Below are 21,292 nucleotides of genomic sequence, written 5' to 3' on the forward strand. Positions count from 1 at the left end.
CTGCCATGGTTCTCCTCCGCCAGATGCTCTTGCAATTGGTGCCGGCCTTTGTGCGCCTCCTTACCTCGAGCGGCGGCAGAGGGCGCACTGCTCTGCGGAGGTTTACAGCGTCCGAACGACCGGATAATCGCGCCACACAAGCGGCCCCTTCGGCAGCATCGGGGGCAGGCCCAAGAACTACACGCGTGGCTGCAGCAGAGGCCACCAGCCTATCATGCTCGCATCCCTTGTCTCGCTCCTCCCCGGCTCGACCACCTTCGCCGCTCGGCGTGCCCAGAAGGACATGCTCCGCGGCAACCGTGTGCGTCAAGAACACAAGCCCACGCTGCTCAACCGCCAGCTGTTCTGGGCTGCACGTCATCCCATCCTGTTCGTCCTCGAGGTCGCGACCTTGTGCGCCCTGTTCGTGGCCTATGCGTGGCCATGCATCAAAGGCCTGATGCTGGCGTGTGCGGAGCAACTGCCAGTCCTAACCAAGTTGACGGTGGTCGCATCGGACTGGGAGGCGGGCGACGTCGATGTCGGCGCCTTCATCGGCGTGGTGCTGGGAGTGCAGGGCACGCTCGTGGCGTTGGTCTATCCGCTGGTCTTCTCGTTCGTCTCGGTATTCCTTCAACGCCGCGCGAAATCCGAAGTCGCCCTCCGCATCTACACGCTCAGCAGCGGCGTCGTGCCCGCCGGCGCGAGCTCTCTCGCGCTGCTCTCGCTATTGACCGTCGCGTACTTCGGTACGCCCATCTTGAAGGGCTCGTGGGCGGACTTGTTTGAGCCGTTCTTGGTGCTGACCGGCTCATGGTTCCTGCTCAACATCGTCATGAGCGCGCTATTCCTCGCTCGCACGTTGAAGTACCTACAGGCTGACGAGCAGCGCGCGTTTGTCTGGAAGGCCGCCATCGGCGTCATCTACTTCGAAGAGATGCGCGAGAGCCTGCGCCAGGGAATCGCTGGCCAACGGCTCATGCTTCCCGCCCGCGACGGCTCGACGCCACGCTACGGCTCGCCGTCGGTACGACCCGTGCGCGGTGGACCGAAGTCCGTGAGTTGCGTCACGCGCAACGTCACCGACGGAGCCGCGCTCGCAGAGGTCTTCCTTCCCACGCTGGAGTTTGTCGCGCGCTCCTGGTTGCGCCGTACGGCAAAGAAGGGCGTCGAACGAGCGACCCTGGACATCGGCGTGACGTTTGGCCGCACCGAAGGCGTTCAGTATTTGGCGGCGGTCTCGGACGGGCCTCCGCTTCTCTGGTGGGAGCGAGCCCTCGTCTCGACGTCGTTCTTCTACACCGGGCGCCCCAGCCGGCTGGTCTCGGCGACCACGTCAGGGCTCCTGTCCGAGATGGCGTCAACGGCCGTGACTTTGGCCGACCAGGGGCAATTCGCCGATGCCGCGGAGATGGTGCTCGAACTCAGCATGCTGGTCGCTGACCTGCTCAAGTCGGGGCAGTTCACCAGCGTGGAGGGCGATGACAACACCGCGCTGCTGAGCGAAGCGCGCTACGTCTGGTGGGGAAAGACGTTCCTTTCAGGATGGACGCAAACCTTCTCGGACATCTCGTCGAAGGCGCTGGAGGTAGCACCCAAGTCGACCGAGATGTTCCGCGCAACGGCCTACGTCGCCCCGCGGCTCCTCGCTGCGACGAAGGCCGCGAACTTGAATGTTGCGAACGGGTGCATGGGAGTCTTCACACATCTCGACTTCCAGCTCTCAGACTGGTGGCGTAGGAACGCCGTCAAGCGGAACGAAGCGCCCGAAGCGTTGCCGCAACTGTCTGCGGTGAACCAGACCCTATACGACGAGCTATTGGCCATCATGGTCGGCGTTTGGAGCGACGTCACGCATAGCTCCGACCTGCCAATGGCCGCCCCCGACGCCGATGTCTGGAACGCTGCCGTGGGGAACGGGCAGCTTCTGCGCCTCCATCTGGATACGGTCGCAGCGCAACTCTGCAAAGCGGTTGAGCGAGGAGACCTCACGGCATCCAGGCGTTACTGCGACCTTTTCCTCAAGTGGGGCGGCTTCAACCTGAAATCCCATTCGACAGACATGATGTCCTACCTCCCGGGCTTCTCCAGGGTCGGCATGAGTTTGCTCAACCTTTCATGGGAAGACGCGCGCTTCGAGCTCGCAACGGACGACTCACCCGCCGATGTGGGGACAGGGACACGTGCCGTGACCCTGGCAGTGCGTCGCTACTACGAAGCCATGCGGTTGCAGCTCATCCTCATCTTGCTGGAGACGGTGCCCGCAGACGATGAGGCGTGGTCGCCTGCAACGCAGCTCGGAGTGGACATGGCGGTCGCGCTTCTTCAAGGCGAAGAGCTTCATCGAGGTGCGAACGTGGAGGTCGACACCATCCACGCGTCCGACGATGTTCTGGAGCGCCTTATCCATGCTGCCTTCATAGACCGCTCGACTTCAGGATTTCTGGAAAGCTTCTCCAGCAGCTTGCATCGCGACAAGACGTCGCCCGACGTTGCAGGTTGGGGCTTCGCGGGCTCGATGCCAAGGCTCGACATCGCCGGATACAAGGCCGGCTGGACCCGCTTGCTGGGGATGTTCGCAGACAGCGCTCAGGTCAATCCGACATGGATGGTGCGTAAGTCAAACGACCTTCTTGCGAGGGCATGGCGTGACCTGCAGACGCTGTCCGATGCCGACATCCTCTTGAGCGGCCTGGCCGCAGAACTCACGCTCGACTCTCTCCTGGCCAATCCGTCGCAGCGGCGGCTAATTGACCGGCTGCGCGAGCGTATGGGCAAGGACCAGTTGGGCGATGCACAGGTGCTCGCAGCGTCTTCCACATGTGCCCACCTTGCGTCCACAGCCCGTTGGCATCGCCATTGGACTATCCGATGCACGGAACTGACACAGGCCCTGAAGGACGCCTTCGTGCGCGGCGTCATCCAGGGTGCGCTCCATCCAAAGTCACCGTCACCCTTCGGCTCGGTGCGAGAAGGCCTGGTCCTGTCTGCGGCGAAAACCTACACGTTCGAACTTCTACGGGAAAGCTTTGCGGAAGGCGCCGAGAACGCTGAATCGCACGGTCGAAATTTCGGGAACGAGGTGCGCGCAAGGCTTGAGGAACATGCCATTCACGATGTCGTCGAACAGCTTGGAGCGACGGCAGTCGAGGAGCCCACCTGGCCGGAGGACTATTCGGACACCAGGCCAGTTGGAGTCTTTGTTGACCGTGTGGGAGCTGCCGTCCAACGCTCTCGAGCTGCGGGCGTGGAGCCTGCCGTTTTGGCCGGCAACGGTCGGGGCGGCAAGAGCCTGCGACCCGAGATGCTTCGCGGTTTTGCCGGCCGCGAGCCCGCCCAGACAGCGCACCAGCTCGAGCGAGAGGAGGTGGGTGGCGTTGAGAAACTCTTCATCCACGGCGCCCCCATTCTTTCGCGAAGGACGCCTGACCATGCGTGCTACGTTGTGCCTCTGGCTTGCGTTGAATCGCTCGTCGTGGCGCCAGGCACTCTTGAGGCCGCAACTCGCGACGCTGAGTGGACGGCGCCCGATGAGCGCGAGCTGCAGGTGCATGTTGTTCTGTCGTTATATGCCGAGTACCCTCTAGGCGAAGGTGCTAGCACCACACCCCATCGGCCGGTCGGCCCGGTGACAGTCTGAAGTTAGGTTGGCAAAGGCCTCGCACTACGTGGATGACCAGCGGGGTAAATGCGCACGGCTGAAAACGCGTAGCCGCCTGTCCCACACAGATTGGTAGATTCATTGCACCCCGCTGAGTATCCGCCCAGCAAAGTCATCTTGGAGCGTTGCGTTTCAGAAATGCGATCGTCAGCTGCTTCATGCTTGCTCGGATTGAAGCGATGGAAAACGGTCAGGCACCCAGCAGGGACTGGCCGCAGACCCGCAGGGTCTGGCCGCTGAAGGCCGCGGCCTCGGGCCGGGCCAGAAAGGCGATGGCCTCGGCCACATCCTCGGGCTGGCCGCCCTGCTTCAAGGCATTGAGCCGGCGGCCGGCCTCGCGCAGCATCCAGGGCATGCGCCGCGTCATGGCGGTCTCGATGAAGCCCGGCGCCACCGCGAAAGCCCCGCCACCACCACGCCGCGCCAGCGCCAGGCCGCGCGCCTGCACATGGCCGATCAGGCCGGCCTTGCTGGCCGCGTAATTCGTCTGCCCCGCATTGCCGGCAATGCCGCTGATGGAGGCCAGGCAGATCTCACGCGCGCCGGGCCGCAGGGCCGCGGCGGCGTCCAGGGCGGCATCGATGGCCAGCACCGCGCCCAGGTTCACGGCCAGCACGCTGTCCCACTCGGCCGCGCTCATGCGGGCCAGGCTGCGGTCACGGGTGATGCCGGCGTTGTGCACCAGCAGGCTGGCGCCGCCGCGCGCCGCCACCACCTGGGCCAGCTGGGCCACGCCCGCGGGGCTGGTAATGTCCAGGCCCAGGGCCTCGCCGCCTACCGCGGCCGCCAGGGCCTGCAGGGGCGCGGCCGCGGCCGGCACATCCACGCAGAGCAGGCGCACGCCCTCAGCCGCCAGGCGGCGCACCGTGGCCGCGCCAATGCCGCCGGCCGCGCCGGTGACCACGGCCAGGGCGCCCTGCAAGCTCTCGCCCGCGCCCGCCACGGCGCTGGGCAGGTTCAGCACCTGGCCGCTCACATAAGCGCCGCCATCACCCAGGAAGAAGTCCAGCGCGGCCTCCAGCGCCGCCGTGTCGGCCCCGGCGTCCAGGGCCAGCAGATTGGCGCTGGCGCCGCGCCGGCCCAGCTCCTTGCCCAGGGCGCGCACAAAGCCGCGCAGGGCCGCCGCCACGGCCGCAGCCTCGGGCCCGGCCGCCGCATCCAGCGGCGGCGCCAGCAACAGCACCCGGCCGCCCCGCGCCAGGCCGCTCACGGCCGGCTGGGCCAGGGCGCGCAGGGCCAGCAGCTCGTCAAGACGGCTGGCGGCGCTCAGGTCCAGCAGCAGGGCCTGGGCAGACTCATCCCCGCCGGACAGCACCAATCCGCAAGCCTCGGCCCAGGCCTGCAGTCGCGGCGCCAGGGCGCTGGGCGCGGCGGCCAGCAGGCGCAGGCGGCGCCCCGCCAGCTCCTGGCGCTGCCAGGCCACGGTCGCGCGGCGCCGCAGCGGCTGGGGCTGGGGCAGACCCAGGGCGCGCAGCAGGGGCGCGCTCCAGCGCTGCTGGGCAAGGCTGAGCAATCGGTCGGTCAAGGCGGCTCCCGGGCTTGGGCATCAGGGCCGCCGATTGTAGGAAGGCAGGACCCCATGCCCGATCGCGGACAATTGTTTTAATAAAAGACAATTGTCTGTACACTGGCGACATGGACAGCAAGAAAGAGCAGCTGCTCGCCCTGATACGGGCCAATCCCTTTGTGGGCCAGCAGGAGCTGGGCGAACGCCTGGGCCTGTCGCGCTCGGCCGTGGCCGGCCATGTGGCCAGCCTGGTTCGCGAGGGCCGGCTGCTGGGCCGCGCTTACATGCTGCCGCCCACCCAGGCCCCCATCGTCTGCATCGGCGGCTGCAATCTGGACCGCAAGCTGCAGAGTCTGGGGCCGGTGCAGATGGGCGAGTCCAACCCGGCGCGCCAGCGCGAGACGCCCGGCGGCGTGGCCCGCAATGTGGCCGAGAACCTGGCCCGCCTGGGCCTGCCGGTGCGCCTGCTCAGCGCCGTGGGCGAGGACGCCGCCGGCCAGACCCTGCTGGACGGGCTGCAGCGCCTGGGCGTGGATGTGGGCGGCTGCCTGCGCCTGCCCGGCCAGGCCACCGGCAGCTACACCGCCGTGCTGGACCCGCAGGGCGCCATGGTGCTGGGCCTGGCCGAGATGTCGGTGGTCGATGCCCTGGATGCCGGCTTTCTGCGCCAGAGCGCACCGCTGCGCGCCGGTGCCGCCCTCACCCTCTTCGATCTGAACCTGGGCGCCGAGAGCGTGGCCCTGCTGCTGACCGAGGCCCGTGCCCTGGGCCGGCCGCTGCTGGCCGTCGCCGTCTCCGCGCCCAAGATGGCCCGCCTGCCCGCCGATCTGCAGGGCCTGCAGACCCTCTTGCTCAATGCCGGCGAGCTGGCCGCCCTGGTGGGCACGCCGGTGGAGAGCGAGGCCGATTTCCAGCATGCCTGGCAGCGCCTGCAGGCGCGCGGCCTGCGTCAGCTGGTGGTCACACGCGGCGCGGCCGGCCTGCTCTACAGCGAGGGCCCGGCCCTGCACGCCCTGGCCGCCGCGCCGGTGGACGCGGTGCGCGACGTGACCGGCGCGGGCGATGCCTTTGCCGCCGGCGTGGCCGCCGTGCTGCAGCGCGACCCCCAGGCCCTGGGCGAGGCCTGCCGACTGGGCCAGCGGCTGTCCGCCCTGACCCTGCAGACCGATGCCACCGTTCACCCCGCGCTGAGCCCCGAGTGGCTCGCCGCCCCCACCCATTCCTGAGGAACCCGCCATGCAAGACTTCATCGCTTACTCGCCCGAGGTGGCCGCCGCCCGCGCCGCCGGCCGCCCCATCGTGGCCCTGGAATCCACCATCATTTCGCACGGCATGCCCTATCCGCAGAATGTGCAGACCGCGCGCGAGGTGGAGGACATCATCCGCGCCGGCGGCGCCGTGCCCGCCACCATCGCCCTGCTGGACGGCAAGATCCGCGTGGGCCTGACGCCCGAGGAGCTGGAGCTGCTGGGCCGCTCGCCCAAGGCCCTGAAGATCAGCCGCCGCGACCTGCCCTATGCCCTGGCGGCCCGCAAGATCGGCGCCACCACGGTGGCGGCCACCATGATCTGCGCCGAGCTGGCCGGCATCCGCGTCTTCGTGACCGGCGGCATCGGCGGCGTGCACCGCGGCGCCGAGACCAGCTTCGACATCTCGGCCGATCTGCAGGAGCTGGCCCGCAGCTCGGTGGCCGTGGTCTGCGCCGGGGCCAAGAGCATTCTGGACATCGGCCTGACCCTGGAATACCTGGAAACCCATGGCGTGCCGGTGCTGGCCATCGGTCAGGACAACTTCGCCGCCTTCTACACGCCGGACTCCGGTTTCAAGGCCGACTTCCGCATCGACGAGCCCGCCGAGCAGGCGCGCTTTCTGAAGACCAAGTGGGCGCTGGGCCTAGCCGGCGGCGTGGTGATCTCCAACCCGGTGCCGGCCGCGGCCGCCATGCCGCGCGCCGAGATCGATGCCATCACCGAGCAGGCCCTGGGTGAAGCCGCGGCCCAGGGCATCACGGGCAAGGCCGTCACGCCCTATCTGCTGGCCCGCATCAAGGCCCTCACCGAGGGCCGCAGCCTGGCCACCAATATCGCCCTGGTCAAGCACAACGCCCAGGCCGGCGCCCGCCTGGCCCTGGCCCTGGGCTGAGGGCCGCGCCACTCAGGGCGCGGCGGGCGGGCCGGGTTCGCGCCCCAGGGGCTCGCCGTTGGCGCGCTTGTACTGCGCCTTGCGCGCATACATCTCCAGGTCGGCCTGGCGCAGCAGGCCGGCGGCGTCGCGCGCCGTCTCGGGATACAGGGCCAGGCCCATGGCGGCGCTGACCTGGACCGCCAGCTGCGCGCCCGGCAGGTAGACGGGCTGGGCCACCAGGGCCTCCAGCTTGGCCCGCACCAGTTCGGCCGCCTCGCGCCCGGCCACATCCACCAGCACGGCCACGAACTCGTCCCCGCCCACACGGCCCACGGTGTCCGAATCCCGCAGGGCACCGGCCAGGCGCTGCGCCACCACCTTGAGCACCACATCGCCCGCCTCATGGCCATAGCGGTCATTGACGGGCTTGAAACCGTTGAGATCAATGAAGATCAGCGCCAGCTGCTCCTGCTGGCGCTCGGCCCGGGCCAGGGCACGGTCCAGCCGGTCATGCAGCAGGCGCAGCGAGGGCAGTCCGGTGAGCGCATCGTGGTTGGCCAGGTGCTGAACAGCCTCCTCGGCCCGCTTGCGGCGCTGCACCTCCTCGCGCAGCTCGGCCAGGCTGCGCTCCACCGAGGCCGTCATCTCGTCGATCACGGCGGACAGCTCGCCGAATTCATCCGCGCTGTCCAGCCGGGTGCGGCTGTCCAGCCGCCCGGCGCGCACCGCGGCGCCCCATTGCCGCAACACGACCAGGGGCCGGCGCACCGAGCTGTCAAAGCGCCAGGTGGCCCACAGGGCATGCAGCACCAGCAGCAGGGCCACCACCCCCGCCACCCAGGCCGAGCGGCGCACCTGAAGATGGGACTCGCGCTGCGCGTGCACCAGGCGCTCCTGCAATTGCTGCTGCAGGCGCTGCAAGGGGGCGACCAGGGCCGCGCGTTCGCGCAGATAGGCCTCGCCAAACACGGCCGGCCGCCGCCCCAGGCCGGCCGTCCAGGCCTCGCCGGCCAGATTCATGGCCTGGCGTTCCATGCCGACCAAGCCCATCAGCCGACGCAGCAGCGCCTCGTACTCGGCCAGTTCCTGCTCGCTGGCCCCCGCCGCACGCAAGCGTGCCAGCAAGGAATGGGCCTCACCGACGACGGGCGTGGCCACCGGCGCCCCGGCCTCGCGCAGATTCCAGTAGCCCGGGCCATAGCCCGCCGGACGCTCGCGGCGCCCCTCCAGGATGTCCAGCAGCTCCTCGTAGTAGCGCAGATAACGCACATCGCCGCTGTAGACATACAGCCGCGCCATGCGGCCCAGCGCATCGGCAGTGAAGGGCAGTTCCGCCGCCAGGGTGTGCAGTCGCAAACCCTCCATCTGACGCTGCTCCCGGAGCTGGCAGGCTTGCACCAAGGTGTAGAGCGCCACGACCAGCAGGGACACCAGCGCCAGCAGGGTCGCCAAATGAAGCGCCAGCTTGCTGCGGATCTGCATGCGCGCAGCTTAAGGCCTGGCACCCGATTGCGTCATCGGGAGGCCCCCGATTCAGGCTGGCTGCAACAGTCCGCGCTCCAGGGCCTGGCGCAGTCCGGCCGCCCCCTGCTCCACCAGGTCCAGCACATTCTCGAAGCCCTGCTCGCTACCGTAGTAGGGATCCGGCAGTTCCTCGCCGCGGCGCCCGGGCACAAAGTCCATGAAGAGCTGCAGGCGCTCGTGCAGATGGGCGGGCGCGCGCTCGCGCAGCCACTGCAGATGCTCCAGCTCCATGACCAGCACCAGATCGAACAGCTCCAGCCGCTCCAGCACCACGGGACGGGAGCGCCAGCGCCGCCCCAGCTCATAGCCGCGCTTGCCCAGGGCCCGCAGGGCACGGGCATCGACGGGCTCGCCGCGCGGACCGGCATGCAGACCGGCCGATTCGACCTGGGCGAACAGCCCCTGGGCCTTGATCACGGCCTCCGCCATGGGCGAGCGGCAGATATTGGCGGTGCAGACCAGGAGCAGTGCCGGGCTTGGAGGGCGGGTATTCATGTCGGCCACATCATAGGCAAACAGGCCCCCTCGCGCGGGCCGGCGCCTGTCCCAGAAAAAGGGGCCTCACGGTGGCCCCGGACCTCAAACTCAGCGTGCCAGCTCGGCCCGCATGGCATCGATCACCGCCTTGTAGTCGGGCTTGCCGAAGATGGCGGAGCCGGCCACAAAGGTGTCGGCGCCCGCATCGGCGATCTCGCGAATATTGTCGACCTTGACCCCGCCATCGATCTCCAGGCGGATGTCGCGGCCGCTCTTGTCGATGATCTTGCGCGCCGCCTCCAGCTTGCGCAGGGCGCTGGGAATGAAGCTCTGACCACCGAAGCCGGGGTTCACGCTCATGATCAGCACCAGATCCACCTTGTCGATCACCCATTCCAGCACCTCCAGGGAACTGGCCGGATTGAACACCAGGCCGGCCTGCTTGCCCTCGGCCTTGATCAGCTGCAGGGTGCGGTCCACATGGGCGCTCGCCTCGGGGTGGAAGCTCACCAGATCGGCGCCCGCGCGGCAGAAGGCCTGGGCCAGGGCGTCCACGGGCTGGACCATCAGATGCACATCGATGGGCGCGGGCGTGCCATCCGGCTTGACGGCATGCTTGCGCAGCGCCTCGCAGACCATGGGTCCGAAGGTCAGATTGGGCACGTAATGGTTGTCCATCACGTCAAAGTGGATCCAGTCGGCCCCGGCGGCCAGCACATGGCGGACCTCCTCGCCCAGGCGGGCGAAGTCGGCGGACAGAATGCTGGGGGCGATGCGATAGGTGGTGCTCATGGCGCGCGCCAACTCGATGGAGCTGGTGGGTGAGGTGGGAGAACCCGAATTCTATTGAGTCGCCCCCGCGGCGCGCCGTTCAGGGCCGGCGATAGCGCTCGGCCAGCTCACGCAGCGTGCCATTGCGCTCCAGGGTGGCGAGGGCGGTTTCAAGGCGCTGACGGGTGGCCCCGGGCAGGCGGCGGCTGAGCGCGACATGGTGACGGTCCTCGGACAGCGTGGCCTCGCCCAGGCGCAGCCGCCCCTCAAATTCGGGCAGGCGCAGCAGGGGTGCCAGGGTCATGTCTTGCCCATACACCACATCTCCGCGCCCGGCCAGCAGCATGCGCAGGGCCACGATGTCATTGGCCGGCGCATCGCTGTATCGCACGCCCTGGCGGTCGAGCTGCCGTACCAGGGCCGAGCCCTGCGCCACCAGCACCGGCAGGCCTTGGCTGCGCTGCGCCAGCTGCGGATAGCTCTCGATCTGGCGTTCATCCTCCCGGCGCTGCACCAGCACATGGCGCACCCGGTAAATGGGCACCGCCAGGAAATCGAAACGGGTACGGCGCTCGGGGGTGTCCAGCAGACACAGAAAGACATCGATCTCGTCGTGCTCCAGCATGCGCTCGATGCGCCGCAGCGAGGCCTCCCGCTCCAGGCCCGCAAACTGCAGTCGAGGGTCGAACTGCGTCAGGGCCTGGGCGGCCTCGCGGCACAGGCCCGGGCGGGCCTCGCCGGGGGCCGCGTACTTCACCGGCGCGCCCGCCTGCGCAATGCTGCGCAGGGGCTGGGCCTGCCCCTGGGCCAGAACCAGGCCGGCGACGATCATTGCAAGCAGCCGGGGCATCGTGGGGCGAGGCGGGGGCATGGTTCAAGCATAGCGTCGGCAGGGGCCGCCACAGCAAGGGTGGACCCCAGGCTCAAGCGCCCGCCACGGCCGATCGCGGCGGCCGAAAACCCTGACGCTGGCGACTCACCTCGGCGCGAATCACGCAGCCCGCGGCATGGTCATTGATCAGGCCCATGGACTGCAGAAAGGCGTGCATGGTGGTGGGCCCCACGAACTTCCAGCCGCGCCGCTTCAAGTCCTTGGACAAGGACTGGGAGGCCGGCGACTCGGTCTGGTCACGGTGCGCGGCCTCGGCCGCGGGCGGCGGCTCGAAGGACCAGATATAGGCCGCCAGCGAGCCCTGCTCCTCGCGCAGGCGCTGGGCACAGCGGGCGTTGTGGATCACGGCCTCGATCTTGCCGCGGTGCCGCACGATGCCCGCATCCTGCAAGAGACGCTGCACATCGGACGGGCCGAAGGCGGCCACGGCGTCGATCTCGAACTGGGCGAAGCCGGCCCGAAAGGCCTCACGCTTGGCCAGGATGGTGCGCCAGGACAGGCCGGACTGGAAACCCTCCAGGCTCAGCTTCTCGAACAGGCGCCGGTCATCGGCCACCGGAAAGCCCCACTCCGTGTCGTGATAGTGCAGATAGGGCGGCCAGTCCGCCCCGGCAGCGCACCAGCGGCAGCGCGGGCGCCCGTCATGGGGCAGGAACAGCTGGGGCTCGGACATGATGGGCTTCCTCTCCTGGGGGCGGCCCCGCAGTCTTCGGGGGCATGGTGGCCGCGGCGGCCAGCATAACGGGCCTGACCCTAGAATGCCGCATGGCTCAAGCGCAATTCCGTTGCAGCGCCGTGGTGCAAGCCCTGCCGGAGCAGACCGATCCGGAACGTGGACTGTTTGCCTACAGCTACAAGATCACCATCGAGAACACCGGCGATGTCGCCGCCCAGCTGATCGCCCGGCACTGGACCATCACGGACGCCCGTGGCCAGGTCCAGCAGGTGCAGGGCCTGGCCGTCGTGGGCCACCAGCCCTATCTGCAGCCCGGTGAGAGCTTCCAGTACAGCTCCTGGGCCCAGATCGCCACGCCCCAGGGCAGCATGAGCGGCCGCTTCCTCTGCGTCACCGAGCAGGCCGAGGTCTTCTACGCCCCGGTGCCCGAGTTCGCGCTGGCCGAGCCGGGTCTGCTGCACTGATGCGCGCAGCGGCCCGAGACCGCAGCGGCGGCGGCTGGGACCTCACCGCCCTGCTCAACGCCGCCGATCCGCGCGCCGAACTGGCCGCCCGCAATCTCTGGCTGGTGCGCCTGCTGGAGTGGCTGCGCCACCCGGCCGCCCGCGAGGGTGACGAGACGAGCGCCGAGGGCGCCCGTCCCCTGCCCCTGCTGCGCCTGACGCATCTGCTCAATATGCTGGAGCGCAACCCCGAGGCCGCGGCGCGCTTTGCCGCGGTGCTGGGTTCGGTCTGGCAGGACATGCGAGCCGAGGGCCTGTTCGCGGATGTGGGCTTTGCGCCCCGCATGGCACTGTGGAGCGAGGCCCTGCACCGTCTGCGCCTGCGCCTGCTGCCCGACACCGTGGACACGCGCGAGCTCGGGGAGCTCTTCGACCTGCTCTTCCCCGACCCGCAGGACGCCGCCTGGCTGAACGCCATGGACGAGGCCCTGCTGGCGCGCCTGGGCACCCTCTTCGACCAGGCCCTGCCCGGCACCGGCATCTGGCGCCGGCCCATGCTCAGCGGCCTGACCATGCTGACCGGCGCCGTGCATGCCGCCGGGCTCTCGGGCCCGCTGCGACTGCGCATGGAAGAGGGCTTGCTAGGCGATCCGCAACCCTTTGCCCAGCTGCCCGGCGCCACCGAGCGTTTCGGAGAGGCCCTGCTGGCCGACGATCCCGGGGCCCTGGCTCCCGCCCTGCGCTATCTGCGCGCCCTGCTGGACCACTGCCGGCTCGCAGCCGAAAGCGTGCCGCGCCATCTGGAGGAGTTCGGCGTCTCGGTGGACATCATGTTCGAGGTGGAGCAGCTGCTGGAGCGGCTGCGCCGCATCGAGATGCTGCTGGACTGCCTGGTGTCCGAGCAGCCCCAGCGTGAGCTGCTGCGCCTGACCAGCAGCCTGGTGGATGTGGTCCAGGCCCGGCGCAGCCTGCGCACCCTGTTTGCGCGCCACTACTCGCTGCTGGCACGCAAGGTGGCCGAGCGCAGCGCCGAAACCGGTGAGCACTACATCACCCGCAATGCCGCCGAGTACCGGGACATGCTGCGCCGCGCCGCGGGCGGCGGTCTGGTGATCGCGGGCACCACCTTCATCAAGTTCGCGGTCACGGCCCTGTCCCTGGGCGCCTTCTGGGCCGGCTTCTGGGCCGGCGCCAACTACGCCCTGAGCTTTGTGCTCATCCAGCTGCTGCACTGGACCGTGGCCACCAAGCAGCCCGCCATGACGGCGCCGGCCATGGCCGCCAAGCTGGACCATGTGGCCGACGAGCCCGGCCGCGAGGAATTCGTGGACGAGGTGGCCCATCTGCTGCGCTCGCAGATGGCGGGCATCGTGGGCAATCTGGCCGTGGTGGCCCCCGTGGTGCTGGCGGTGCAGCTGCTGTGCGCCCTGCTGTTTGGCCAGACCCTGGTGGGCCCGCAGCAGGCCGAGTACGTGCTGCACTCCATGACCCTGCTGGGCCCCACCCTGCTGTTCGCCGCCTTCACCGGCGTGCTGCTCTTTGCCTCCAGCCTGATCGCGGGCTGGGTGGAGAACTGGTTCGTGTTTCACCGCCTGGATGCCGCCATCGCCTGGAACCCCCGCATCGTGGCGCGCCTCGGGGCACAGCGGGCCCAGCGCTGGGCCCAGTGGTGGCGCGGCAATATCTCGGGCCTGGCGGCCAATGTATCCCTGGGCCTGATGCTGGGTCTGGTGCCCGCCCTGCTGGGCTTTTTCGCCCTGCCCCTGGAGGTGCGCCATGTCACCCTGTCCACCGGTCAGATCGCGGCCGCCGCGGGTGCCCTGGGCTGGGAGGTGCTGCGCCGGCCGGAGTTCTGGTGGTGCGTGGCCGCCATCCCCTTCACCGGCCTGCTCAATCTCTCGGTGAGCTTTCTGCTGGCCTTCAAGGTGGCCCTGCAGTCGCGCGGCCTCAAAGTGGCCGAGCGCGACCAGCTGCGCGCCGCCATCTGGCGCCGCCTGCGCGAGAACCCGCGCAGCTTCTTCCTGCCACCGCGGGACAGCGACGTGGCCGGCAGCGCGCCACCACCCGCCGCGCCTAAGGCCTAGGGTCCTGGTCCTCGTCCCGGGGGCGTTCGCCCCCCTTGCGACCCGAGAACATCGTCCACCAGACAATGAAAATCAGCAGGGCCAAGGCGCCCAGCGCCTCCAGCAACAGTAATCCCATGATGTCTTTGCGCTCCTTGTTTGGCCTGCTGGCGGCCGCGATTCTAGGAGGCCTGCTGGCCGCCTGCAGCAGCACCGTGCCCCTGCCGCCCGACAGCCGGCCCGCCCCCTCGCCCGGCCAGCCCGTGCTCAGTCCCGCGCCGCCAGCCGCCCAGGGCACCGGCCTGCCCCGCCAGGTGCTGCAGCGCGAGCGCTCGCGCTGGGTGGCGGCGGACTGGAGCGAGCTGCCCGGCTGGGGCGAGGACCGCGCCGCCGAGCTCTGGCCCGCCCTGCTGCGTGGCTGCCAGCGCCCGGCCCCGGGCTGGGAGCAGCTCTGCGCCCGCGCCCGCCAGCAGCCGCCGGCCGACGATCTGGAGGCCCATCTCTGGCTCATCAAGCATCTGCAGCCCTACCGCGTGGAGAGCCATGAGGGCGAGGCCCAGGGCCTGCTCACCGGCTATTTCGAGCCCCTGCTGGACGCCCAGCGCCGCCCCGGCGGCGGCTACCGCGTGCCCCTGCACGCCGCCCCGCCCGATCTGAACCGGCGCCGCCCCTACTTCAGCCGCCAGCAGATCGAGACCGAGCAGCGCGAGCGCCTGCGCGCCCAGGAGCTGCTCTATATCGAAGACCCGCTGGACGCCCTGGTGCTGCACATCCAGGGCTCGGGCCGGGTGCGGGTGCGCGAGGGCGAGGGCGGCGCGCCCGTGCTCAGGCGCCTGGCCTTTGCCGGCCACAACGACCACCCCTACCAGTCCATCGGCCGGCTGCTGATCGAGCGCGGCGAGCTGCGTCCCGGCGAGGCCTCCTGGCCCCAGATCAAGGACTGGGCGCGCCGCAACCCCGGCCGCCTGCAGGAGCTGCTGTGGCAGAACCCGCGCTATGTCTTCTTCCGCGAGGAGGCCCTGCCCGACCCCGAGCAAGGCCCGCGCGGCGCCCAGGGCGTGCCGCTCACGCCCGGCCGCTCCATCGCGGTGGACCGGGCCAGCGTGCCCTATGGCACGCCGCTGTGGCTGGATGGCGGCACACTCAGCAATGGCCAGGGCGGCACGACGCCCCTGCGCCGCCTGGTCATGGCCCAGGACACGGGCAGCGCCATCGTGGGCCCGGTGCGGGCCGATTTCTTCTGGGGCTGGGGCGCCGAGGCCGAGACCCAGGCCGGCCGCATGAAGGCCCCGCTACGCCTCTGGGCACTCTGGCCAAGGACTTGATTTGAAACGCTACCACTCCTATCTAGGCCGCGACATCTTCGTCACCGGCGGCAGCGCCCGCGAACTGGCGCCCGGCAGCTTTGGCATCTGCGCCATCGGCGGCGGGGCCGAGGGCTGGAGCGTGGTGCATATCGGCCCCGACGGTGATGCCGCCGACCTGGGCGGCGAGTACTACTTCGGCACGCCCGAGGAGGCGCTGGACTTCGTCCAGCAGCTCATCGAGCTGATGCCGGCGCCAAACGCCGCCGAGGACCAGGCCTAGCTGCCCCAGAGCCGCCCCATCTCACCGCCTGCCGGCACGCTTGTTCAGCCCACCAGGCGAAAGATGCCGTAGAGCGAGAGCGCGCCCGTGGCCACCAGCAGGGCGGTCTTCATGGCGCGGTTGGCCACCAGGGCGCCGAGCAGGCTGCAGATCAGGATGGCGCCGAAGATGTAGATCAGTTTCATGGTGGCCGCGATGCTAGGGGCACCCGCGCCCCGCGCCGGCAAAGCACCGTGCAGTTCTTCACGCCGGCACGCGCTTCTGCGGTCCAATACCGGCATGACGAAGAAGAACGACACCCCGGCCCTGGAGCTGCTGGAGCAGCGCATCACCGAGCTGGAGATCAAGGCCAGCTTTGCCGAAGACCTGGTGGACCATCTCAACGAGATCGTGGCCCGCCAGCAGCAGCACATCGAGCTGCTGGCCCGGCAGCTGCAGGAACTGAAGCAGCAGCAGGGCTCGGGCGATGGCGGCGGGGCCACGGTGCGCAGCCTGCGCGAGGAGCTGCCGCCGCATTACTGAGATGCTGCGATTTGCGAGGCGGGGCGGGGCGTTGACACTCAGCGCAGGCGAGCCGCCCGCGCGGCAAGAAAGCGCTTATCGCATTCATGGCTCGCCAGGGCGATGGCCTGCTCGTACGCCCGCCAGGCCGCATCGGTCTGGCCCGCCATGGCAAGCACGGCAGCGCGCGCGGCATGCAGGGGTTGGAAGTCGGCCAACGTCTCTTGCAGTGCGTTCAGCGTGGCCAGCGCCGCCGCCAGCAATCCGTTCTCAGCCATCGCAACGGCGTGGTTGACGCGCACCACAGGCGTCGGCTCCAGCGGGAGCAGCGCCGTGTACAGACAAAGTATCTGCGGCCAGTCCGGCCCGGGCTCGGCCATCTGGCACGCGCTGATCGCCGCCTTGATCTGGAACGGCCCGGCCCGCTTGCGCCGCAGTGCCGCCTCCAGCCTGTGCCGCCCCTCGGCTTCCGCTTCGCGATGCCACAGTCGGCGGTCCTGTTCGGCGGGCGGTACCGTCGCGCCGCAGGCACTGACCCGCGCCGCCCGGCGGGCCTCGGTCAGCAGCATCAGGGCGAGTGCACCTTCAATCTCGGGCTGCGCGGGGCACAAAGCATCCAGCAAGCGCGCCAGAAACAGCGCCTCACCGCAAAGATCGCGCGCTTCGTCGGCTGCGGCGTTGTAGCCAGTGGTGAAGATCAGGTAGACAGTGGTCAGCACCGCCTGCAGCCGCGCCTCCCAATGCTCAGGCGCCGGAACGGCGTAGGCGATGCCTGCGCGGGCTATCTTGGTCTTGGCCCGGCTGAGCCGCTGGCCCATAGTGGCTTCCTGATCCAGGAACAGGCGGGCGATCTCGCCGGTGGACAGGCCGCACACGGTTCGCAGCGTCAGCGCCACCCGCGATTTGAGTTCCAGCGCGGGGTGGCAGCAGGTGAAGATCAGGCGCAAGCGCTCGTCGGGAATGGACTCAGGCTCCTCATGACCGAGCAAGTCCTGGAGCTGCTGCACCGCCGCCTCGCGCTCGCCGTCGCGGCCCTCGGTACGCAGCTGGTCTAGTGCCTTGCGAAAGGCCACGCGGATCAGCCAGCCCTGGGGCGACTCGGGCAGGCCATCGCGCGCCCAGTGACTCATCGCTGACAAGCTGGCTTCTTGCAGCGCATCTTCCGCGCGCTGGACAGAACCCAGCCGGTGCGTCAACGCGGCCATCATCCGCCCCCGGTCTTGGCGCAGCACGGTCTCCAGCGCCTGGACGAGCGCGATGGCCTGGGCGGGAGCGCTCATTCGCTCACCAGCGATCAGGCGTCGGCCGGGTCGTAGTCCAGCAAGGGCCGCACCTCAACGGTGCCAAATGCGGCCACCGGAATCTGGGCTGCATAGCGCAGGGCGGTGTCGAGGTCGGGCACATCGAGCACGTAGTAGCCGCCCAGGTGCTCGCGGGTTTCGGCAAACGGGCCGTCCATGGTCTCAACCTTGCCACCGCGCACCCTGATGGAGGTGGCGGTGTCGACGCCCTGCAGGCCTTCGCCGCCGCGCAGAACGCCCTCGGCCTGGGCCTTGGCACTGAAGGCAGCGAAGTCGGCCATCATGGCCTGGAACTCTGGCGTGCCGTAAACGGGCTCGGCCTCCGGTGTGCTGTAGAGCAAGAACATGTATTGCATGGTGAAGTCTCCAAGGATGCTGGGAACGAAGAAAGGGGGGGGGGCCGCCAGCAGCACGCCCCCGCACCCAAGACGCCACCGACGCTCCCGATTTCGACATCGACGCGCACTATTCCAAAAATTTTTTTGGGCTCCTCCTCGCCTCGCCGTCCAGTGGATGGCTTCAACTGCACAAGACCAGGAGCGTCGGGATGCACCGCCAGCACGAGGCGGAGCATCTGGGCCCCATACCCAACGCCGACAGGATGCGCCAGCGCTGCGCCTTGGAAAGTGGGCCGCAATTCGGTTGTAAGCCGCAGCCGCTTTTGTCGAAACTCAGGCCACAAGAGAAATAGCGCGCTTCGGAAAGGCCTTGAGAACCTTCTTGTCCATGGTCACCAATTTGGCATCCAGACGCTCAGCCAGCGCGACAAACTCACAGTCATAGGCTGAACACTCGCTGTCACGCACCAATGCCATAACGTCGCGCGAATGCACCTCGAACTCGAATCCCTCAAGCAAGGATTCAGCCTCAGCCTGAAGGCTGCAGGCTTGCTCGAAGCTCAGCATATTGCGTCGCACATAGCCCGCCAGAATGTTCCGAAATTCGCTGCGCCACAGCGGTGGTGCAGCCCACTCTGGCTCTCGCTCCAAGAGCGCTTCCGCCGCGACAGTGAACTCGCCCGGCAAATACAGGTACGCCAGGATATTGGTGTCAACAACGATCACTTGCGCCCCGCCCGCTTTGCGGCATCAATGTCCTTGGCCGTGAATTGCATTGGCGGCAAGCCAGCCCGCAGTTCCCGAGCGCGTGCCAGCCGTTCACTCGGCGCCACGCGGCCAGGCATCAACACAGACTCGAGGCACACAATGGCCTCGCTGTTCAAGCTACGACGGTGCAGTTCCGCAGCGGCCTTCAGCCGCTCATACACCGCGTCGGGAATGTTCTTCAGGGTCAGGGAGGTAGGCATGAGAAGCCCTCAATGCAACCAAAACGGTTGCATTATGGAACTCCGATGCGCCATGAGCAAGCCAATGTGGCCCGACCGGGACGCATCCACCAGCCCCAGAGGGCGCAGCCTGTACAGCCGGCGCATCGCCACCGTGGAGCCGGTGTTCGTCAACTTGCGGCACAACAAGCGGCTGAGCCGCTTCACGCTCAGGGGCCTGAGCAAGGTGGGCACGCAGTGGCAACTGTTCTGCCTGGTGCACAACATCGAGAAACTGGCGCACAGCGGCTGGAGGCTGTGAGGACCAAGGCCAGGGCCGTGATATCCCCCATCAGCAGGCCTTGGTCGCGCTCACGGGCGACCGCAGTTGGCGCCACAATCACCCGCAATGAAGGCCCTGCTGTACCAGCGACCGTTCCGCCCGCTGACGTTCGTGACGCGTCGGCAACGGGTTATTGGACAGCCTCGTTATGCGTCTTAACCTCATTCCGCCATCACCCGCCCTCGAGACCAGCTTCATGGCCATGGTCGCCGAGTTCCTTGAAGCCGGTGAACGCGAGTACGTTTACGAAGACGTTCTCTTTGGCGAGGGCTTTGCCCAGTATCTCGACTGGCTCGCCAAGGGCGAGCGTGGCGAGCTTGAGGGCCTTGTTCCTTGGTCGGCGTACTGGGCAGTCGATCCTGCTTCTGGTGAGTTGGTGGGAATGAGTTCCCTACGCCACCAGCTCTCGCCCTGGATGGCGCAGTTTGGTGGCCACATTGGCTACCGTGTTCGTCCTAGGATGCGACGTCTCGGCATTGGCACCAACCTGCTTCAACTCACCCTACAGCAGGCGAATGCAAGAGGCATTACAAAGGCCCTTGTCGTTTGCACTCCGGAGAACACGGGTTCGCAAGGTGTCCTTCGCAAGAGTGGCGCCGTCTTCGAAAGCGAAGTCTCCACTGAAGGCCACCGCCTTCTGCGCTACTGGGTTGCTACCAGTGCACCCCTCATCCGCACCGACGCATAACCCCTCCGTCAAGGGGATGTCCACAAGCGGGCTTCGCCCACTTGCGGCCGCCCCTTACGTCGAACGTTGAGCAGCAGCCAAATGCACGTCCAAGATCCCGAGATGCTGCCCAACCTGCGCCTCTCCTGCTTCTCGGCCGTGGGCGACGGCATGCATGTGGAAGTTTCGCGGCCGGATGGTATGCCTTCACCCGACCCGCTGATGACGTTCCGGGAAGACGAAGAGTTGGGCATGCAGGTGGTCCTGCATGGATCTGACCACGACGTCGTGCTCTCGTTGGCGGAGCTGAAGCGCGCCATCGCATTCGCCGCAAGCGAAGTACATCGAGAATCGTTCTATGAATGAGGCAAGGCTATTGCTCAACCCTTTGCTGCAGCGGACGTTAAAGCTCATGGAGTCGCTGCGATGACCGGTGCGGAATTTGCAATAGTCCTCGCGTGGGTGTGGCTCCCACCTATGGGGCTAGCAATCGCTGTGCTCGTCGGACTACACCGAAGGAATGCCGGGCGCCCCGTGGGTCGAACCGTTGGCGCGGTCTTGGTCCTGGTTGTCACTTCTGCCTGTATTGCTCTCGGACTTGTTGTAGCGGGTCCGCCCGGTCTGGGGCGGTACATCGGCATTCGAGATACTCCGGTCATGTGGGCGCCCTTCGCCTTCATTGCTGTCGGCCTCGCGCTACCGGTCGCTATTTGGTGGGCCTCGCGGGGTCTGAAGTCATGAGCTTTAACCTGTCATTCGAGCGGCCCGCCTTCGGCGTCCGCTCACCTTCACGTTGGGCATCGCAAACATGACCGCCTTCGTCCGCAACCTTGCTCTCGGACTCTCCGCGCTTTGTGTTGCCGCTGGCATCTTCGCTGAGCCTCTCCTGGCCCTACTTGAGATCCGAATTACGTCGCCCACGGAACTTCGTTGGTGGCTAATCGTAGGAATGCCTCTTGTTCTTTGTTTGTCCTACGTAAGGCTGAGTCGGCAGCCCGCCCAAACTGCGCTTGTCGCTGCCGTCCAGTCAATTGGGCTTCTTGCGCTCTTTTTGTCGCCCATTTGGTGGGTTCTGCGACACGCCCAGTAGGCTGGTGCCGCGATGCCCAACCAGTCGATCAACAGGACCCCAAGGGCAACTGTTCTGCCTAGTGCACAACATCGAGAAACTGGCGCACAGCGGCTGGAGGCCGTGAGGGCCAAGGCCAGGGCCGTGATATCCCCCATCAGCAGGCCTCGGTAGCGCTCACGGGCGGCCGCAGTTGGCGCCACAATCATCCGCAATGAAAACCCTGCTGTATCAGCGCCTGTTCCGCCCGCTAACGTCCGTGACGCGTCGGCAATGGGTTATTGGACAGCCTCGTTATGCGTACTAGGTCCCCCTCGCTGCTCCGAGCAGTACTCTTGGCAACGGTCATGCACATTGCGCCGGGAATCGCGCACGCGAGTGACTTCCCTGGCGACTACATTGCTAAGGCCCTTGCCGAGGCCGTCCGCGGCAAGTCCGTCAAC

Annotated in this window: 22 protein-coding genes; 11 read left to right on the forward strand and 11 right to left on the reverse strand. The window is 67.9% G+C overall.

Annotated features, from left to right (window positions below):
- Positions 1-214 precede the first annotated feature (214 nt).
- Positions 215-3,619, forward strand: coding sequence for a hypothetical protein (locus DFR39_RS17310; RefSeq protein ID WP_133605093.1), 3,405 nt, complete (start codon positions 215-217; stop codon positions 3,617-3,619).
- Between the two features lie 211 nt (positions 3,620-3,830).
- On the opposite strand, the gene DFR39_RS17315 is transcribed toward DFR39_RS17310, so the two are convergent.
- Positions 3,831-5,165, reverse strand: coding sequence for a 3-oxoacyl-ACP reductase (locus tag DFR39_RS17315; RefSeq protein ID WP_133605094.1), 1,335 nt, complete (start codon positions 5,163-5,165; stop codon positions 3,831-3,833).
- Positions 5,166-5,275: 110 nt separating this feature from the next.
- Between DFR39_RS17315 and DFR39_RS17320 the strand changes: the two genes are divergently transcribed.
- Together DFR39_RS17320 and DFR39_RS17325 are read left to right on the forward strand one after the other, a co-directional pair.
- Positions 5,276-6,373: a carbohydrate kinase gene (locus DFR39_RS17320; RefSeq protein ID WP_133605095.1), complete on the forward strand. Its 1,098-nt coding sequence runs from the start codon at positions 5,276-5,278 to the stop codon at positions 6,371-6,373.
- Positions 6,374-6,383: 10 nt separating this feature from the next.
- Entirely contained in the window at positions 6,384-7,289 is a 906-nt protein-coding gene (locus DFR39_RS17325) for a pseudouridine-5'-phosphate glycosidase (RefSeq protein WP_133605096.1), read from the forward strand.
- Positions 7,290-7,301: 12 nt separating this feature from the next.
- Here the strand turns inward: DFR39_RS17325 and DFR39_RS20415 are convergent, their stop codons facing one another.
- The 5 genes from DFR39_RS20415 to DFR39_RS17350 form a co-directional block, all read right to left on the reverse strand.
- Entirely contained in the window at positions 7,302-8,753 is a 1,452-nt protein-coding gene (locus tag DFR39_RS20415; RefSeq protein ID WP_133605097.1) for a diguanylate cyclase domain-containing protein, read from the reverse strand.
- A 51-nt stretch (positions 8,754-8,804) separates the two neighbouring features.
- Positions 8,805-9,290: a low molecular weight protein-tyrosine-phosphatase gene (locus DFR39_RS17335; protein ID WP_133605098.1), complete on the reverse strand. Its 486-nt coding sequence runs from the start codon at positions 9,288-9,290 to the stop codon at positions 8,805-8,807.
- Between the two features lie 90 nt (positions 9,291-9,380).
- Positions 9,381-10,064 carry a ribulose-phosphate 3-epimerase gene (gene rpe, locus DFR39_RS17340; protein WP_133605099.1) on the reverse strand — a complete coding sequence of 228 codons (684 nt, stop codon included), beginning with the start codon at positions 10,062-10,064 and terminating at the stop codon, positions 9,381-9,383.
- A gap of 79 nt (positions 10,065-10,143) precedes the next feature.
- On the reverse strand, positions 10,144-10,914 hold the full coding sequence (locus DFR39_RS17345; RefSeq protein ID WP_133605100.1) for a substrate-binding periplasmic protein: 771 nt from the start codon (positions 10,912-10,914) through the stop codon (positions 10,144-10,146).
- A 52-nt stretch (positions 10,915-10,966) separates the two neighbouring features.
- Positions 10,967-11,608, reverse strand: a complete 642-nt coding sequence (locus DFR39_RS17350; RefSeq protein WP_133605101.1) for a DNA-3-methyladenine glycosylase I — start codon at positions 11,606-11,608, stop codon at positions 10,967-10,969.
- Positions 11,609-11,700: 92 nt separating this feature from the next.
- Here DFR39_RS17350 and apaG point away from each other — a divergent pair, with 92 nt between their 5' ends.
- From apaG to DFR39_RS17370, 4 genes are all read left to right on the forward strand, one after another.
- Positions 11,701-12,075: a Co2+/Mg2+ efflux protein ApaG gene (apaG, locus tag DFR39_RS17355; RefSeq protein ID WP_133605102.1), complete on the forward strand. Its 375-nt coding sequence runs from the start codon at positions 11,701-11,703 to the stop codon at positions 12,073-12,075.
- Positions 12,075-14,138, forward strand: a complete 2,064-nt coding sequence (locus DFR39_RS17360) for a site-specific recombinase (protein WP_133605103.1) — start codon at positions 12,075-12,077, stop codon at positions 14,136-14,138. The genes apaG and DFR39_RS17360 overlap by 1 nt, the downstream gene beginning before the upstream one ends.
- 119 nt (positions 14,139-14,257) lie before the next feature.
- Entirely contained in the window at positions 14,258-15,442 is a 1,185-nt protein-coding gene (mltA, locus tag DFR39_RS17365) for a murein transglycosylase A (protein WP_246030880.1), read from the forward strand.
- Position 15,443: 1 nt separating this feature from the next.
- Positions 15,444-15,704 (forward strand): hypothetical protein, encoded by a 261-nt coding sequence (locus tag DFR39_RS17370; RefSeq protein WP_133605105.1) that lies wholly within the window; start codon positions 15,444-15,446, stop codon positions 15,702-15,704.
- Between the two features lie 44 nt (positions 15,705-15,748).
- On the opposite strand, the gene DFR39_RS19910 is transcribed toward DFR39_RS17370, so the two are convergent.
- Positions 15,749-15,889 (reverse strand): hypothetical protein, encoded by a 141-nt coding sequence (locus DFR39_RS19910; protein ID WP_162849571.1) that lies wholly within the window; start codon positions 15,887-15,889, stop codon positions 15,749-15,751.
- Positions 15,890-15,983: 94 nt separating this feature from the next.
- On the opposite strand from DFR39_RS19910, the gene DFR39_RS17375 reads away from it, so the two are divergent.
- Positions 15,984-16,226: a SlyX family protein gene (locus tag DFR39_RS17375; RefSeq protein ID WP_133605106.1), complete on the forward strand. Its 243-nt coding sequence runs from the start codon at positions 15,984-15,986 to the stop codon at positions 16,224-16,226.
- A 38-nt stretch (positions 16,227-16,264) separates the two neighbouring features.
- On the opposite strand, the gene DFR39_RS17380 is transcribed toward DFR39_RS17375, so the two are convergent.
- The 4 genes from DFR39_RS17380 to DFR39_RS17395 all read right to left on the reverse strand — a co-directional run bounded on the left by DFR39_RS17380 (position 16,265) and on the right by DFR39_RS17395 (position 18,812).
- The gene (locus DFR39_RS17380) at positions 16,265-17,485 is read right to left on the reverse strand and encodes an RNA polymerase sigma factor (RefSeq protein ID WP_133605107.1); all 1,221 of its coding nucleotides are present in this window, start codon (positions 17,483-17,485) and stop codon (positions 16,265-16,267) included.
- Between the two features lie 14 nt (positions 17,486-17,499).
- Entirely contained in the window at positions 17,500-17,862 is a 363-nt protein-coding gene (locus tag DFR39_RS17385; protein ID WP_133605108.1) for a YciI family protein, read from the reverse strand.
- Positions 17,863-18,177: 315 nt separating this feature from the next.
- Positions 18,178-18,570 carry a type II toxin-antitoxin system VapC family toxin gene (locus DFR39_RS17390; protein ID WP_133605109.1) on the reverse strand — a complete coding sequence of 131 codons (393 nt, stop codon included), beginning with the start codon at positions 18,568-18,570 and terminating at the stop codon, positions 18,178-18,180.
- Positions 18,567-18,812: a FitA-like ribbon-helix-helix domain-containing protein gene (locus DFR39_RS17395; protein WP_133605110.1), complete on the reverse strand. Its 246-nt coding sequence runs from the start codon at positions 18,810-18,812 to the stop codon at positions 18,567-18,569. Before DFR39_RS17395 ends, DFR39_RS17390 begins: the two co-directional genes overlap by 4 nt.
- A gap of 34 nt (positions 18,813-18,846) precedes the next feature.
- Between DFR39_RS17395 and DFR39_RS17400 the strand changes: the two genes are divergently transcribed.
- From DFR39_RS17400 to DFR39_RS17410, 3 genes are all read left to right on the forward strand, one after another.
- Positions 18,847-19,092, forward strand: a complete 246-nt coding sequence (locus tag DFR39_RS17400) for a transposase (RefSeq protein WP_133605111.1) — start codon at positions 18,847-18,849, stop codon at positions 19,090-19,092.
- A 217-nt stretch (positions 19,093-19,309) separates the two neighbouring features.
- Positions 19,310-19,801 (forward strand): GNAT family N-acetyltransferase, encoded by a 492-nt coding sequence (locus DFR39_RS17405; RefSeq protein WP_162849572.1) that lies wholly within the window; start codon positions 19,310-19,312, stop codon positions 19,799-19,801.
- Positions 19,802-19,903: 102 nt separating this feature from the next.
- Positions 19,904-20,146 carry a hypothetical protein gene (locus tag DFR39_RS17410; protein ID WP_133605113.1) on the forward strand — a complete coding sequence of 81 codons (243 nt, stop codon included), beginning with the start codon at positions 19,904-19,906 and terminating at the stop codon, positions 20,144-20,146.
- Positions 20,147-21,292 lie beyond the last annotated feature (1,146 nt).

Source organism: Roseateles asaccharophilus, assembly GCF_004362405.1.
GTDB lineage: Bacteria > Pseudomonadota > Gammaproteobacteria > Burkholderiales > Burkholderiaceae_C > Kinneretia > Kinneretia asaccharophila.